The following is a 14,654-nucleotide window of genomic DNA, read 5'->3' as shown; positions in this document are numbered from 1 at the left end:
TCATTGCTATGCAAAATCAGCCATTCAAGTGCCGCTCGATGATGACTATTTGAGCATCATCGAAACGAACACCCCATTTGGAGGACTGACATGAACCCGATCCGCGCTTTCCGTAACTGGCGTATGTACAACGAGACCGTGCGCGAACTGAACCGCCTCAACGCGCGCCAGCTCAGCGATCTCGGCATCAACCGCGCCGACATCGAAAAGATCGCCCGCCAGGCGATCTGACTTCAAGAACCGCCCCGCCGCAAGGCGGGGTCGCAAAGCAGAGCCGCCGCAGACGCTTGCTCGTCGCCGGTTCCGAACCCGCCGGACCTGTCCGGCGGGTTTTGTCTTTCTGGACCCCAAACATATTCGCGGCACCATTTTCATGCCGCCCGTGATTGATCTGCCCCGGTGTGGTTGCCAGATCGACGGGCGTTCCCAAAAACGCCTTCCCAAAAACATTGCGGAACCGCCGGAGAGCGGTTATATAACCTGCGAATTTCCCATTTTGGTGGCTCTAAACCACCGCCCGCGCGGGAACGCGGGCGAACGAGAAGGATTTTTAAAATGGCCAATACGCTGCTGATGCCAAAGGCGACCGCTGTCTGGCTGGTCGACAACACCGCGCTTTCCTTCGAGCAGATAGCACAGTTCTGCGGGCTGCATCCGCTCGAGGTCAAGGCGATCGCCGACGGCGAATCGGCGCAAGGCATCAAGGGCATGGATCCGATCATGACCGGCCAGTTGACCCGCGACGAGATCGCGCGTGCCGAGAAGGATCCGAACCAGCGGTTGAAGCTTTCGGACCCCAAGGTGCGGGTGCCGGAATCCAAGCGCAAGGGGCCGCGCTACACCCCGCTGTCGAAGCGTCAGGACCGACCGAACGCCATTCTCTGGTTAGTGCGCAACCATCCCGAATTGAAGGACGCGCAGATCTCGCGCCTCGTCGGCACCACCAAGTCCACGATCGAGCAGATCCGCGAGCGCAAGCACTGGAACTCTGCCAACCTGCAGCCGATGGACCCGGTGACGCTCGGTCTCGCCTCGCAGATCGATCTTGACATGGAAGTCAACCGCGCATCGCGCGGCCGCGAGCAGGCACAGCCGGTCGGCGACACATTGCTGCCGGCGGCGCTGACCGAGCGCCTGGTTCCGGCTCCCGAAAAGCCGAAGGACGAGGATGCCGAACTCGACGCCAACGCCGTGTTCGCCAAGCTCTCGGCTCTGAAGTCGAAGGACAGGGATAACGACGAGGAGTAGAATTCTCGCGAACTCGACCGAAAAGCCCGCTTCGAGCGGGCTTTTTTACGGGTTGGGAGACCTCAGCTTCGCGCCGCACGGTCCGGCGCCATGCCGTAATCCTCGCTGCGTTCCACCGCCCGGTAAAAATCGGCGAGCTGCTTGCCGCGCTCCGGCTTGAAGACGCGGCCTGCGATGACCACCGAGGCGATGCGATCGATGCGGAAGGCGCGGAAATCGTCGCGCATCTCGCACCAGGCGACCAGCGTCCACACCTTGCCCCAGAACCAAAGGCCCAAGGGCCTGATGTCGCGGGCGGTGCCGCGGCCGGCTTCGTCCGAATAGTCGATGGTCAGCACCTGGCGCTTCTCGATGGCGCGCTCGATCAGGTCGATCGCCTCGCGCGCGGCATCGCTCACCACCCACATCGGCGTGTGGATCTCGGTGCGAGCGATACGGTCCTTTTCGGCATCGGGCAGCACCGCGCCGATCTTGACCAAAGCCTCATCAGCGGCCCGGGCCATGGCCGCACCGCCAAAGGCACGCACCATGCGGGCGCCGGCGACCAGCGCCACGATCTCGTCACGCGTGAACATCAGCGGTGGAAGGTCGAAACCCTCCCTCATCATGTAGCCGACGCCCGCTTCCCCATCGATCGGCACTCCGGTCGACTGAAGGTCGGCTATGTCGCGATAGATGGTTCGCTCGGAAACCTCGAGCCATGTGCCAAGCTTCTGCGCGGTGACCAGACGGCCACCGCGCAAATGCTGCACGATCTGGAAGAGCCTGTCGGCGCGTCGCATCGTATGGTCCCTCGATGTTGTTCCTATGCATGTCGCCCAAAACCGGTTGGGCTGCATGCATCGTGTTCTTGCGCATGCCTTTATTCCGAAACCGCAGAACACTCGGCGGCATGCATCATGGTTTCAGGCCTTCGCACTCGCGCTGCGCGGCCACAGATTCCGCGCCTAAGGACAATTTCCTCCTTGTCGGCGTCATTGGCATCGAGCTCGCGCCAGAATGGCGCGACATCGCTCAGCGTCATGCCGCGCCCGAGATCCTCAATGGCTGCTTCGGCAACGGCACGCCGATGATAGCCGATCGCGACCGGGCATGTCACTTCGGCGCCACGGTCAAAGGCAAGCGCCGTGCGCAGCACGCGAACGTCCATCTCGACGCCTTCGGGAATCGAGCGGATGAATTCGTCGACCTGTTGCGCCGTCGGCACCAGCATCGTCTGCTCTTCGACTCCATCTGCCACCGTGCGCGGGGCCGGTTTGATGCCGTTCACCCCCGGCGTGTTCAATCTGTCGGTCCAGCTCTTCATCGCTCGTCCTGTTCACCGCTCGCATCTATGGCATGGCGCTCCTGACACCAGTCTGTCAGGAGGGTTCAGCATACTCCCTGGCGAATAGCGTCCGCATCTCGGCAAGTTCGCCGTTTCGTTCAGGATAGAGCGTCTTCAGGAAGGCCAGCGCGAAGGTGCCGGGCGCCGAACCTGGCGCGGAAACGATCTTGCCGTCGGACACGGCATGCGGCACGTCCTGATAATTGTGATCGCCGGCATAGCCAGCAATGTGGCGATTGATCCAGTCACGGCCATTGCTGGTGTGCCTCGCCTTCTCGAACATGCCGGCCCGGGCCAGCGCCAGCGTTCCGGCGCAGATACCGCCGACGACACCATCCCGCATCGCAACGTCCCTAAGCAATTCCGCCACCTCGGGCGGCGCCTCGCCCGCCCATCGGTCGGAGCCAATGACGGCGATGGCATCGAGATCGGCATTTTCATCAGCGCCGGCCGAGCGGTCGGGCGTCAGCCGGAAACCGCTGATCCCGCTCACCGGCCTGCCATCGGGTGTCAGCGAAACCGCGCGGGCGCCGAACCATTCGACCGCCGAGGCGGCCAGCAGGCCATATTCCCAGTCGGCGAAGCCGTCCATGAAAAGAAGGCCAATTGTCTTCTGCTTGGGCATACGCTCGCTCCGTCCCTCGCGTGCCGGACTTATCCTCTGGGCGTTGGGGCGCCTACATCCAACCGCTTTGCCGAAAAATTCGTCTCAATTGTCGCGAAGGCGACGTTCGGCATACATGTCCGGCCAGCCGATATCCTTGCGAATGTCCGCCGGCAGCGAGTTGATGAACCGCTGGGTGCGGATCTCGTTGCGCATCGTACGAATCTTGCCGACATAGTGCTGCATGCCGCGCAGAATGGTGGAACCGGTCATGGCTAGTCTCCTCTCTGTGAATGAAGACAGTATCGCACACCCCTCCTGACAGCAGTCTGTCAGGAGGATGGCAGGGCCTGGATAATAGTTGCGATCGGTGCGTTATCCCTGTGAAGGTATCGTTTTCACTGCATCAGACCGCGGCCCGAAGCAGGTTTAGAAGGCCGAGATCGTTCACTAATGCATGCCTGGTCATGATCCATTGTTCAGCCTTTGGCGACGGACTGTCAGGATACGTGGTCTCCAGCCAGGGATCCGAAGTTCTGATATGGAAGGAGAAAATTCTTCCCCAAAAACAGGGAGACGACCATGAGCCTTCAACTGACAGGAATTCACCATCTGACCGCCATCACCGCCAATGCGCGTGGAAATCTTCATTTCTATACAAGGGTGCTGGGCTTGCGGCTGGTCAAGAAGACGGTGAACCAGGACGATACCTCAGCCTACCACCTCTTCTATGCCGATGGCGAAGCGACGCCGGGCACCGACCTTACTTTCTTCGACTGGCCGGTCGGCCGCGAGCGACGCGGCACCCACAGCATTGTGCGGACCAGCCTCAGGGTTGGTGGCCAGGACAGCCTTGCCTGGTGGAAGCAACACTTGACTGACGAAAATATCGTCACGAGTGAGATTGCCGACATCGGTGGCTACGCCAGCCTGGATTTCGAGGACCCCGAGGGCCAGCGTCTGCGCCTCGTCAGCGATGACGGCAAGGGCGACAGCCGCCCCTGGGCGCAAAGCCGCGTGCCGGTCGAACACCAGATCTGCGGGCTCGGGCCGATCGTCATCAGCGTTCCCGACCTCACCAATACCGAAGCAGTGGTGACGCAAGTGATGAACATGCGCAAGGTCCGAGACTATGCCTCGCCGGAGGGCCAGGTTCAGGTCTTTGAAATGGGCGAGGGTGGGCCGGCGGCGGAATTGCACGTCCTGGTGCAGCCGGGACTGGCGCCGGCAAGGCAAGGTGCCGGTGCGGTTCATCACGTCGCCTTCAGGACGCCGGACCAGGAGACGCTGCATCAATGGACGGCGCGGCTGGCCGAATTCCGTCTGCCGTCGAGCGGCGAGGTCGAGCGCTATTATTTCCGCTCGCTCTATTTCCGCGAGCCGAATGGCATCCTGTTCGAGATCGCCACTGACGGGCCGGGGTTCACCGCCGACGAACCGCTGGAGACGCTGGGCGAAAAGTTGGCCCTGCCGCCATTCCTGGAATCGAAGCGCGCTTCGATCGAGGCCGGCCTCAAGCCGCTGAAGTAGATCGTTCCCCGATCAAAGGCTGGCGCCGCGTTCCAGTCCGGATCGCGGCGCCTATTTTATTCGAGCGACGAACGACGCGCTTTGACAGCCGACCGCGATGCTGGTCAAAGGCGGCATGTCGAAACTCCTCGCCCTCGTCATCCTTGGCATCATGGTCATCCAGTTGATCAAGCCGCTCGGCTGGCCGGGGCTGAAACGGCGCAGCGACTTCTGGAAGCTGGCGCTCCTGGCCATGGCGGCCATTTCGATAACGGCCGTGCTTGGACATTGGACGTAGCGCAGTTCCAGGAAGCCTGGAATGCGCAGGATGGAATATCGGGCCGGCACGAGCCGGCGGCAATCACTCTTCGATCACGCAGCCGACGAGGTGCTCGGCCCAGGCCCGGTAACCGGCTTCCGATGCATGAAATCCGTCCGAGGCGAAGCCGGCTTCGGGATTGGTGATCGGCAAGCGCGGCGCCGGCACCGCACCGCGTTCGAGGCAAAGACGTTTGCCCATCCGGTTCATCTCACCGGCGCGAATTTCCAGGATCTTGCCGAGCAGCGGCGGCATGGCTGGCGCTTGCGTGAACTCCAGCACAGGAGACCACACCACGCGGGCCTCAGGCCATTTGGCGCGCAGGGCGTAGAGCAGACCGCCGAACGCCCTCTTGAAGCGGGGCACGGAGTGGAAATTCTTGGTGTCGTTGGTGCCAATGGCGAGCACGATATGCGTCCACGGATCGGCCGAGAGATTGGGCAGGACGTGGTCGCGGATCTGCCCCGACGTCGCCGAATTGAACCCGGCGGCGCGCCAGCGCACGGCGCGGCCGGTTCGCTGCGAGATCAGGACGGCCAGCTGCGCGGCCAGGCCATTCTCGGATTTTTCGATGCCGACCGAGGCGGCGGAGGAATCGCCCAGCACCAGCAGCCAGACCGCCGGCTGGCCGCCGGCGATCTCATGCATGACCGGGCCTTGCGCGGGCAGCATGCGCGAGGTGCGTCGGCGTACGCCAAGCCCCTGCCAGACATAGACAGGGAAGGCGAGCCAGGTGAGGAGAGCCGGAAAGCGTCGCATCGAGCAGCAATTAACGCATGTTGCGCCGGAGGTGAACGATCCTTGCACCGGTGGCGGACGCCTTCAAGCGTCCAATGTTCGATGGGATCGCTGAATGCCTAAGCCCTGTCCGCTTGCGACCTGTTTCCATACTGGTCATGCAGCCGCACCCAGTCCATCAAGGTTCTATAAGGCCCGGTCTCGTCGCGGCCTTTCGGCGCAAGGTCGAGATATTGATAGGCGCCGATCAGCTGTTCGCTGCCGCGGGCGCGCGACATGAAGGTCAGGAAGATGTCGCCGGTCTCGTCCCGGTAGAACACGGTGGTGCCCGGCAGGTCTTTCGATTTCAGAACGGGCGTCTCGAAGTTGTAGATCGCTTCACCGGATGCGATCTGCTTGTCGGTGAACGACACCTGCATGTCGAAGTTGAAGTCCGAGGCATAGGATGAGACCCAGTCGAATTTCCAACCCATGCGCTCTCGGTAGGGCAGCAGCTCGGCGAGCGGCGCGCGTGACACCGCGACAAGCGACACGTCATGGTGTCTCAGATGCTGATTGGCACCGTCCATGTGGTCGGCGACGAACGCACAGCTTTCGCAATGATGGGTCGAGCCGGGCCCGAACACGAAATGATAGACGATCAGCTGGCTGCGGCCGGCGAACAGTTCGGCCAGGCATCTTGGACCCTGCTCGGTTTCGAAGACGTAGTCCTTTCTCACCTTCAGCCAGGGCAGTTCGCGCCGTTCCGCCGCGATGCGCTCGCGAAATCGCGTCAATTCCTTCTCGCGCGCCAGATGCGCTTTGTGTGCCCGGAACCAATCCTCGCGTGAAACGACCTTGTTGCGATGCATGAACCTCTCCCTGGCTTCATCCCAAGGACGTTCGGGACGGGCATGAGCCGACATCGCGCCGGCTGCGCTGGAGAGAAATAGGGATGGAGGCGCTTCATCCCAAGTCCGGCGGAGCGCAGCAAAACCCGGGCGCATGGCCCGGGTCCGATAGAGACGGAAAACCGTGGTCAGGCAGCCTGCTCCAGGCTCGGCTTCCATTGTCCAAGCGCCGCCAGGTGGTTCATGTGGGCACGGTGGGTGAAGGCGGCCTGACCCGCGGCAACATTGGATGCCTTGCCGCTCCAGGCCTTCTGCGGGGCAGCCTGCAGGGCGCGGCCATAGGAGAAGGTCAGCTTCCACGGATGCAGGCCGATGGCGTTGATGGCGTTGAGGTTGGCGGTCGCTTCCTCGTCCTCCTGGCCGCCGGAGAGGAAGGCGATGCCCGGCACCGCCGCCGGCACGGCCTCACGGAACAGTTTTATGGTCTTTTGCGCGACCTCTTCAGGGCTGCTCACCGCGCCCGACTTCCTGCCCGCCAGCACCATGTTGGGCTTCAGGATCGTGCCCTCGAGCACCACCCGGGCCGCGTAGAGCTCGTCGTAGAGCTTCGTCAGCGTCGCCCTCGAGATTTCATAGCACGTATCGATGTCGTGGGCGCCGTCCATCAGCACTTCCGGCTCGACGATCGGCACGATGCCGGCTTCCTGGCAAAGGGCCGCATAGCGGGCGAGCGCATGGGTGTTCGCGCTGATCGAGGTGACCGACGGCACGCCCTTTGCCTTGTCGATGTCGATCACGGCACGCCATTTGGCGAAGCGGGCGCCGAGCTTGTAATAGTCGGCGAGCCGCTCGCGCAGGCCGTCGAGGCCCTCGGTGACCGTGTCGCCGGGAAAGCCGGCCAGGGGCTTGGCGCCGGCATCGACCTTGATTCCGGGGATGGCGCCTGAAGCCTTGATGATATCGACCAGCGGCGTGCCATCGGCCGCTTTCTGCCGAATGGTCTCGTCGTAAAGGATGACGCCGGAAATATACCTGGTCATGGCATCGCTAGTGCGGAACATCATCTCGCGGTAGTCGCGCCGGCTGTCGGCGGTCGATTCGACGCCGATGACGTCGAAGCGCTTCTTGATCGTGCCCGAGCTTTCGTCGGCGGCCAGCAGGCCCTTGCCGTTGGCCACCATCGCGGCGGCAATGTCTTCAAGACGTTCGCTCATCGTGCTTCTCCTTGACGGTGTTGTTCTGCGCCTGACAGAACACTACCGCCAAAGGAATGACGCCGGAAAGCTCCAATCGATCGAAACTCCCGGCAACGCCGCGCGCTCGCCTCGAGTTGATCGTCTCAACGCTTGAGCACGTCGACGCCCGGCAGCGGCTTGCCTTCCATCCATTCGAGGAAGGCGCCGCCGGCAGTCGAGACATAGGTGAAATCGTCGGCAACCCCGGCCTGGTTGAGCGCCGCCACGGTATCGCCGCCACCGGCCACCGAAACCAGCTTGCCGGTCTTGGTGCGCGCCGCCGCATGCCTGGCTGCCGCCATCGTCGCGCGATCGAAGGGTTCGATCTCGAACGCGCCGAGCGGCCCGTTCCAGACCAAGGTCGCGGCGCGGTCGATCCAGTCGGCAACGGCCCTCACGGTCTTTTCGCCGACATCGAGGATCATGCCATCCGCAGGCACGTCGGCGATGGCCACGGTTTCGCTGGCCGCACCCGCCTTGAATTCCTTCGCCACGACGCCGTCGACGGGCAGGATGATGGCGCAGCCGGCCTCGGCCGCCTCGATCATGATCTGCTTGGCGGTAGCGGCGAGGTCGTGCTCGCACAGCGACTTGCCGACATCGGTGCCGCGTGCGGCGAGAAAGGTGTTGGCCATGCCGCCGCCGATGACCAGCGCGTCGACTTTCTTGACCAGGTTCATCAGCAGGTCGATCTTGGTCGAGACCTTGGCGCCGCCGACGATGGCGACCACCGGGCGAACAGGATTTCCAAGGCCCTTCTCCAGCGCTTCCAGTTCGGCTTGCATGGTGCGGCCGGCAAAGGCTGGCAACAGATGCGCCAGTCCCTCGGTCGAGGAATGCGCCCGGTGGGCAGCGGAGAAGGCGTCGTTGACGAAGATATCGCCATTGGCGGCGAGCCGTTCGGTGAAGGCCGGGTCGTTCTTCTCCTCGGCCTTGTAGAAGCGGGTGTTCTCGAGCAGCAGCACGTCGCCCTTGTTCATGGCGGCGACCGCACTTCCCGCCGTGTCGCCGACGCAGTCGCCGGCAAAGCCCACGGGACGGCCAAGCACCTCGGCCGTCGCCCTGGCGATCGGCTCCAGCGAGAATTCCGGCGAGGGACCGTCCTTGGGCCGGCCGAAATGGGCGAGCAGGATGACCTTGGCGCCCTTGCCTGACAATTCAGCGATGGTCGGCGCGATGCGTTCGATGCGGGTCGTGTCGGTGACCTTGCCGTCAGCGACGGGAACGTTGAGGTCGACGCGCACCAGCACGCGCTTGCCATTGATGTTGCCGATATCGTCCAGTGTCTTGAAGCTGGCCATGCTGGTTCCTTTCGCTGAGAAATCGCCGGGACCATACCCCGCACCGACGACGATGCAAGACTTGGCTGGGGAGGGCGCGAAATTTTCAAGGCGAAGGCGAAGGCGAGGGCGTTGACGTCGCGAAGCGTCAGGGCAGGCGGATGAGGGGGGCGCAAAGGGTCGCCGTTGTCAGCTCTCGGTCGTCGCCTTTTCCGCCGCCGGCTCCGGTTTCTCGTCCGCGTGTGCCTCTGCGATCGGTGGTTCCACCGGCTTGCGCCAGGTCTGGACGAAGGCCTTGATCCGGTCGGCGATCTCGCCGGCGCTGAGGAAGACCGGTACCCGCGCAACGGGCGCGGTCGGTTCGAAGGAGAGGCCCAGGCCTGTGATCCTGCCTTTGTCATCGACATCGCGCACGATCAGCTCGATCGGGCCGATCAGCACGCGGTCAGCATATTCGGCATGGCCGCCGAGCCGCGCCGTGACCAGGGCGCCGACGGTGAGCTTCTGTTCCGCCTCGCTCAGGCCCGGCGCGTATGCGGCTTCCAGTTCGGCAGCGGAACGCGCCGGATCGACGGCGAAGGCGCCGAAGAAATCGGCGTCCTCGGGGTCGACGACGGCGCGGCTGGCGAACAGCTTGTCGAGCAGGCGTGGATAGCGGTCCGGCACGAAGATGTAGACCTGGTCGCCGGCGGCAAGCCTGCCCATGTCCTGGAAACGCATCGAGCGTCCGTCGCGCAACACCAGCGAGGGCCGCGCCCAGCGAGGGATGCGCTCGCCGCGCGCCACCGGGCTGCCCGGCGCGACGCGGTAGGCGAGGAGCTCGTGATGGGCCGAGCCCGGCAGTTCGAGCTCGACCTTGTCCAGAGGTCCGAGCCGCGCCGGCACGATCAGGCCGAGACGGCGCGCCAGCGGACCAACGGTCCAGCCCTGGATGACGAGCGACACCAGGACGATGATGAAGGCGGCGTTGAAGATGGTGCGGCCATTCTCCAGCCCGCCGAGCAAGGGAGTGATGGCAAGCAGGATCGAGACGGCGCCGCGCAGGCCGACCCAGGAAACGAAGGCGACTTCGGGGCGCGGCAGACGAAACGGGACCAGGCAAAGCCAGACCGCGATCGGCCGGGCGACGAACATCAGGAACAGGCCAAGCAGCACCGCCGGCACCATGATCGCCGGGAATTGCGAGGGCGTCGCGAACAGGCCGAGGATCAGGAACATGATGATCTGCGCCAGCCAGGACATGCCGTCCTGGAAGCGCTTGAGGATGGTGACGGCGCGGATGTCGGAATTACCCGCGATGAGACCGGCAAGATAGACCGCCAGGAAACCGGAGCCGCCGATGGCGCCGGCGGCGGCGAAGACCATCAGCGATAGGGTCAGCACGAAGATCGGCAGCAGGCCATGGTCGAGATTGAGCCGGTCGACGAGGCGCACGATGGCGAGGCCCCCCAGCACGCCGACAATGGCGCCCAGGCCCATGTTAATGAGGAAGCCGAGGACGAGGTTGGTGACCAGGACATTGGCCTCGGGGTCGGCATGGGCGGCTATGATCTCGACCAGGGTGATGGTCAGGAAGATGGCGATCGGATCGTTGGTGCCGGACTCCACCTCCAGCGTGGAGCGCACGCGCTCGCGCAGATTGATCTCGCCGGCGCGCAAAAGGAAGAACACGGCGGCCGCGTCGGTGGAGGCGACGGCGGCACCGAGCAGGAAGGATTCCAGCCAGGTGAGATCGAGCATATAGTAGGCGGCGGCGCCGAACAGGCCAGTGGTGAGGATCACGCCGAATGTGGCCAGAGACAGCGCCGGCCCGGCTGCCTGCCGCAAGGCATTGAGAGGCGTGCCGAAGCCGGAATCGAACAGGATCACCGCCAGCGCCAGTGAGCCGGCAAAATAGGCGATGCGGGCATTGTCGAACTCGATGCCGAGGCCATCGGTCCCGGTGGCGAGCCCGATGCAGAGAAACAGAAGCAGCAGCGGTGCGCCGAAGCGGAAGGCGATCAGGCTCGAAAACGCGGCGACGACGACAAGCGCGGTGCCCACCAGCGTGACGAGATAGATCGCATGCTCCATCCGTGACTTGTCCCCTGCCTCTTCTCTCGATTCAAGGAAGAGTGGGGCGAAGGCATGGCCGGCGCAAGGCGGGAGAGCGGTTTTTTGGGCCGAAGCCCCACAACTTCATCGTCCTTGGGCTTAGCAGGAGCGAAGCGACGCGTTGCCGAGCACTCCGACGAAAACGCCCGGACGAAACCGGGCGTTTCAAGTCTCTGGAAGATGGGCCCGCGATCAGGCGATGGTCTTGCCGAAGGCGACCGCGGTATCGCCCATGCGATTGGAGAAGCCCCATTCATTGTCGTACCAGGACAGCACCGAAACGAAGTTGCCGTCCATCACCTTGGTCTGGTCGAGCGCCACGATCGAGGAGTGCGGGTCGTGGTTGAAGTCGATCGACACGTTCGGATGATGGGTAACCGACAGGATGCCCTTGAGCTTGCCATTGGAGGCGGCGATCACCGCCTCGTTGATCTCCTGCGCCGACGTCGAGCGCTTGGCGATGAACTTGAAGTCGACGAGCGAGACGTTCGGCGTCGGCACGCGGATCGAGATGCCGTCGAGCTTGCCCTTGAGCTCGGGCAGCACCAGGCCGATGGCCTTGGCGGCACCGGTCGAGGTCGGGATCTGCGAGAGTGCCGCGGCGCGGGCGCGGTAGAGATCCTTGTGCATGGTGTCCAGCGTCGGCTGGTCGCCGGTGTAGGAATGGATCGTCGTCATCATGCCCTTTTCGATGCCGACCGTCTCGTGCAGGACTGCGGCCAGCGGCGCCAGGCAATTGGTGGTGCAGGACGCGTTCGAGATGACGATGTGGTCCTTGGTCAGCTTGTCGTGATTGATGCCGTAGACGACGGTGAGGTCGGCGCCTTCACCGGGCGCCGAAACGAGGACGCGCTTGGCGCCGGCGGTCAGGTGTGCGGCTGCCTTGTCGCGGGCGGTGAAGATGCCGGTGCATTCGAGCGCGATGTCGACGCCGAGCTCCTTCCACGGCAGCTGGGTCGGATCCTTGATCGCGGTGACCTTGAACGTCTCCTTGCCGACGGTGATCTGGTCGCCGGAAACCGATACTTCGTGCGGGAAGCGGCCGTGTACGCTGTCGTAGCGCAGGAGGTGGGCGTTGGTTTCAACCGGGCCGAGGTCGTTGACGGCGACGACGTCGATGTCCTTGCGGCCGGATTCATGGATGGCGCGCAGGATGTTGCGGCCGATGCGGCCGAATCCGTTGATGGCAACTCTGACGGTCATTTTTCTCTCCTTGGGAGCTGGAGGGCAGACGATTGGTCCGCAGCTTCATAGCGGCGGAAGCGGAAAGAATCCAGCCGCGGCGACGTGAATTTAAATCGATTAGGTCAGGCCAGTCCGGCGGAACCGCTGTACGCGGTTTCGCCGAGCGTTCTTGTTTCATACATGTCGCTGTCCCAAAATCGAGATACACTTTTGGGCAACAAGCACGGCCTTACTTGCCATGCAGGCGGGCTTCCGCCGCCTTGGCGGCCGCCTCGGCGGTGATGCCGAAATGCGGATAGAGCTGCTCGATCGTTCCCGAGGCGCCGAAGCCGGTCATGCCGATGAAGATGCCATCGGAGCCGATGAGGTGATCCCAGCCCTGGCGGATGCCGGCTTCGATCGCCATCTTCACCTTCGCATTGCCGATCGTCTTGCGGCGGTAGTCCTCGCTCTGCTTATCGAACAGTTCGAAGCAAGGAACCGAGACGACGCGGGTCGGATGGCCGTGCTTCTCCAGGAGGTCGCGGGCGCCGAGCGCGATCTCGACTTCCGAACCCGTGGCGAAGATCGTCACCGCGGCTTCGCCGCTGGCGGCGGCGAGCTCATAGGCGCCCTGGCTGCTCAGGTTCTTCTCTGTGAATTCGGTGCGCACGGTCGGCAGGTTCTGTCGGGTCAGCGCCAGCGTTGACGGCGTCTTTTCCGATTCAAGGGCCAACTGCCAGCATTCGGCGGTCTCGACCGCGTCCGCCGGACGGAACACGTTGTGGTTCGGGATGGCGCGCAGTGCCGCCACATGCTCGACCGGCTGATGGGTCGGGCCGTCTTCGCCGAGACCGATGGAATCATGGGTCATGACGAAGATCGAGCGGATGCCCATCAGCGAGGCCAGCCGCATCGAGGGGCGGGCGTAGTCGGAGAAGCACAGGAAAGTGCCGCCATAGGCGATCAGGCCGCCATGCAGCGTCAGCCCGTTGATGGCGGCAGCCATGCCGTGTTCGCGGATGCCGTAGTGGACATAGCGCTGGCCGTAGTCGTCCGGGGTGATGTTCTTGGTCTGGCTGGTCTTGGTGTTGTTGGAGCCGGTGAGATCGGCCGAGCCGCCGATGGTTTCGGGCACGGCGCCGTTGATGACTTCCAGCGCCATTTCGGAAGATTTGCGGGTGGCGACCTTCGGCTTGTCGGCGGAGAGCTTCTTTTTGTAGTCGGCAATGACGGCGTCGAAGTTGGACGGCAGCTTGCCGGCAACGCGGCGCTCGAACTCTGCCCTGAGCTTGGCGTCGGCCTTGGCGAGGCGACCTTCCCAGTCGGCGCGCGCCTCGGCGCCGGCCGTGCCGGCCGTGCGCCAGGCATCGAGGATGTCGGCTGGAACCTCGAAGGGGGGTGACTCCCAGTTGAAGAACTTGCGCGCGCCGGCGATCTCGTCGGCGCCGAGGGGCGAGCCGTGCGCCTTGTTGGTGCCGGCCTTGGTCGGGGCGCCGAAGCCGATGGTCGTCTTGCAGGCGATCATCGTCGGCTTGTCGGAATGGCGGGCGGCTTCGATCGCATAGGCGATGGCTTCCGGATCCGTGCCGTCGATGTGGCTGGCGTTCCAACCGGAAGCCTGGAAGCGCGCGACCTGGTCGGTATTGTCAGCCAGCGACACCGGGCCGTCGATCGAGATGTTGTTGTTGTCCCAGAACACGATCAGCTTGTTGAGCTTGAGGTGCCCGGCAAGCGCGATCGCCTCCTGGGAGACACCTTCCATCAGGCAGCCGTCGCCGGCCAGCACATAGGTGTAGTGGCTGACGAGGTCGTTGCCGAAGGCGGCGTTCATGATGCGCTCGCCGAGCGCGAACCCGACAGAATTGGCAAGGCCCTGGCCGAGCGGGCCGGTGGTCGTTTCGATGCCGGCGGCGTGGCCATATTCGGGATGGCCGGCGGTTTTCGAGCCCAACTGGCGGAAGTGCTTGATCTGGTCGATCGTCATGTCTTCGTAGCCGGTCAGGTAGAGCAGCGAGTAGAGCAGCATCGAGCCATGGCCGGCCGACAGGATGAAGCGGTCGCGGTCGGCCCAATGCGGCGCCTTGGCGTCGAATTTCAGGAAACGGGTGAACAGCACCGTGGCAATGTCGGCGCAGCCCATGGGCAGGCCGGGATGGCCGGAGTTCGCCTTCTCGACCGCGTCCATGGAGAGAAAGCGGATCGCATTGGCCATCCGGTCATGTTGTTCACGCGACGTCATGGTTCCTCCGGGGTGGGGTTTGGGGCCTTGGGAGAGCCCTTGAAAAGCGTGCGCGACACATAGC

General features: G+C 63.8%; 15 protein-coding genes. 4 read left to right on the top strand and 11 right to left on the bottom strand.

The window, feature by feature from the left end:
- Nucleotides 1-90: 90 nt before the first annotated feature.
- Nucleotides 91-231, top strand: coding sequence for a DUF1127 domain-containing protein (locus LB545_RS00490; protein ID WP_140500528.1), 141 nt, complete (start codon nt 91-93; stop codon nt 229-231).
- Between the two features lie 324 nt (nt 232-555).
- On the top strand, nt 556-1,248 hold the full coding sequence (locus LB545_RS00485; RefSeq protein ID WP_140517606.1) for a DUF1013 domain-containing protein: 693 nt from the start codon (nt 556-558) through the stop codon (nt 1,246-1,248).
- Between the two features lie 62 nt (nt 1,249-1,310).
- On the opposite strand, the gene LB545_RS00480 is transcribed toward LB545_RS00485, so the two are convergent.
- From LB545_RS00480 to LB545_RS00465, 4 genes are all read right to left on the bottom strand, one after another.
- Nucleotides 1,311-2,030 carry a helix-turn-helix transcriptional regulator gene (locus LB545_RS00480; RefSeq protein WP_140500532.1) on the bottom strand — a complete coding sequence of 240 codons (720 nt, stop codon included), beginning with the start codon at nt 2,028-2,030 and terminating at the stop codon, nt 1,311-1,313.
- Nucleotides 2,031-2,110: 80 nt separating this feature from the next.
- Entirely contained in the window at nt 2,111-2,554 is a 444-nt protein-coding gene (locus tag LB545_RS00475) for a hypothetical protein (RefSeq protein WP_224681147.1), read from the bottom strand.
- Between the two features lie 55 nt (nt 2,555-2,609).
- Nucleotides 2,610-3,200 carry a type 1 glutamine amidotransferase family protein gene (locus LB545_RS00470; protein ID WP_140561546.1) on the bottom strand — a complete coding sequence of 197 codons (591 nt, stop codon included), beginning with the start codon at nt 3,198-3,200 and terminating at the stop codon, nt 2,610-2,612.
- An 84-nt stretch (nt 3,201-3,284) separates the two neighbouring features.
- Nucleotides 3,285-3,452: a hypothetical protein gene (locus LB545_RS00465; protein ID WP_140500534.1), complete on the bottom strand. Its 168-nt coding sequence runs from the start codon at nt 3,450-3,452 to the stop codon at nt 3,285-3,287.
- Nucleotides 3,453-3,761: 309 nt separating this feature from the next.
- Here LB545_RS00465 and LB545_RS00460 point away from each other — a divergent pair, with 309 nt between their 5' ends.
- Both LB545_RS00460 and LB545_RS00455 read left to right on the top strand, forming a co-directional pair.
- Complete coding sequence (locus tag LB545_RS00460) at nt 3,762-4,709, top strand: ring-cleaving dioxygenase (protein ID WP_224704198.1); 948 nt, start codon at nt 3,762-3,764, stop codon at nt 4,707-4,709.
- Between the two features lie 97 nt (nt 4,710-4,806).
- On the top strand, nt 4,807-4,986 hold the full coding sequence (locus LB545_RS00455; protein ID WP_181165425.1) for a hypothetical protein: 180 nt from the start codon (nt 4,807-4,809) through the stop codon (nt 4,984-4,986).
- Between the two features lie 63 nt (nt 4,987-5,049).
- Here LB545_RS00455 and LB545_RS00450 read toward each other — a convergent pair whose 3' ends face one another.
- The 7 genes from LB545_RS00450 to tkt form a co-directional block, all read right to left on the bottom strand.
- Entirely contained in the window at nt 5,050-5,766 is a 717-nt protein-coding gene (locus LB545_RS00450) for an SGNH/GDSL hydrolase family protein (RefSeq protein ID WP_140500537.1), read from the bottom strand.
- A gap of 98 nt (nt 5,767-5,864) precedes the next feature.
- A complete protein-coding gene (locus LB545_RS00445) occupies nt 5,865-6,596 on the bottom strand; it encodes a DUF899 domain-containing protein (RefSeq protein WP_140517874.1) in 732 nt (243 codons plus the stop codon).
- A gap of 167 nt (nt 6,597-6,763) precedes the next feature.
- Entirely contained in the window at nt 6,764-7,789 is a 1,026-nt protein-coding gene (locus LB545_RS00440; protein WP_224704196.1) for a class I fructose-bisphosphate aldolase, read from the bottom strand.
- Between the two features lie 125 nt (nt 7,790-7,914).
- The gene (locus tag LB545_RS00435; protein ID WP_140561553.1) at nt 7,915-9,111 is read right to left on the bottom strand and encodes a phosphoglycerate kinase; all 1,197 of its coding nucleotides are present in this window, start codon (nt 9,109-9,111) and stop codon (nt 7,915-7,917) included.
- 168 nt (nt 9,112-9,279) lie between these two features.
- Entirely contained in the window at nt 9,280-11,163 is a 1,884-nt protein-coding gene (locus LB545_RS00430; protein ID WP_140500544.1) for a potassium/proton antiporter, read from the bottom strand.
- Between the two features lie 213 nt (nt 11,164-11,376).
- Nucleotides 11,377-12,387, bottom strand: a complete 1,011-nt coding sequence (gap, locus tag LB545_RS00425) for a type I glyceraldehyde-3-phosphate dehydrogenase (protein WP_140561556.1) — start codon at nt 12,385-12,387, stop codon at nt 11,377-11,379.
- Nucleotides 12,388-12,598: 211 nt separating this feature from the next.
- The gene (tkt, locus tag LB545_RS00420) at nt 12,599-14,590 is read right to left on the bottom strand and encodes a transketolase (protein ID WP_140525465.1); all 1,992 of its coding nucleotides are present in this window, start codon (nt 14,588-14,590) and stop codon (nt 12,599-12,601) included.
- Nucleotides 14,591-14,654: the final 64 nt, after the last annotated feature.

Source organism: Mesorhizobium sp. BR1-1-6 (genome assembly GCF_020165355.1).
Lineage (GTDB): Bacteria > Pseudomonadota > Alphaproteobacteria > Rhizobiales > Rhizobiaceae > Mesorhizobium.
The sequence above is the reverse complement of the archived record's forward strand: the minus strand, read 5'-3'. Positions and strand labels throughout refer to the sequence as shown.

Bases quoted from the DNA above. Each gene is read 5' to 3' on its own strand.
- LB545_RS00450 (WP_140500537.1), bottom strand. From the start codon at position 5,766: ATGCGACGCTTTCCGGCTCTCCTCACCTGGCTCGCCTTCCCTGTCTAT.
- LB545_RS00465 (WP_140500534.1), bottom strand. From the start codon at position 3,452: ATGACCGGTTCCACCATTCTGCGCGGCATGCAGCACTATGTCGGCAAG.
- LB545_RS00445 (WP_140517874.1), bottom strand. From the start codon at position 6,596: ATGCATCGCAACAAGGTCGTTTCACGCGAGGATTGGTTCCGGGCACAC.
- tkt (WP_140525465.1), bottom strand. From the start codon at position 14,590: ATGACGTCGCGTGAACAACATGACCGGATGGCCAATGCGATCCGCTTT.
- LB545_RS00440 (WP_224704196.1), bottom strand. From the start codon at position 7,789: ATGAGCGAACGTCTTGAAGACATTGCCGCCGCGATGGTGGCCAACGGC.
- LB545_RS00470 (WP_140561546.1), bottom strand. From the start codon at position 3,200: ATGCCCAAGCAGAAGACAATTGGCCTTCTTTTCATGGACGGCTTCGCC.
- LB545_RS00485 (WP_140517606.1), top strand. From the start codon at position 556: ATGGCCAATACGCTGCTGATGCCAAAGGCGACCGCTGTCTGGCTGGTC.
- LB545_RS00490 (WP_140500528.1), top strand. From the start codon at position 91: ATGAACCCGATCCGCGCTTTCCGTAACTGGCGTATGTACAACGAGACC.
- gap (WP_140561556.1), bottom strand. From the start codon at position 12,387: ATGACCGTCAGAGTTGCCATCAACGGATTCGGCCGCATCGGCCGCAAC.
- LB545_RS00475 (WP_224681147.1), bottom strand. From the start codon at position 2,554: ATGAAGAGCTGGACCGACAGATTGAACACGCCGGGGGTGAACGGCATC.
- LB545_RS00455 (WP_181165425.1), top strand. From the start codon at position 4,807: ATGCTGGTCAAAGGCGGCATGTCGAAACTCCTCGCCCTCGTCATCCTT.
- LB545_RS00480 (WP_140500532.1), bottom strand. From the start codon at position 2,030: ATGCGACGCGCCGACAGGCTCTTCCAGATCGTGCAGCATTTGCGCGGT.
- LB545_RS00430 (WP_140500544.1), bottom strand. From the start codon at position 11,163: ATGGAGCATGCGATCTATCTCGTCACGCTGGTGGGCACCGCGCTTGTC.
- LB545_RS00435 (WP_140561553.1), bottom strand. From the start codon at position 9,111: ATGGCCAGCTTCAAGACACTGGACGATATCGGCAACATCAATGGCAAG.
- LB545_RS00460 (WP_224704198.1), top strand. From the start codon at position 3,762: ATGAGCCTTCAACTGACAGGAATTCACCATCTGACCGCCATCACCGCC.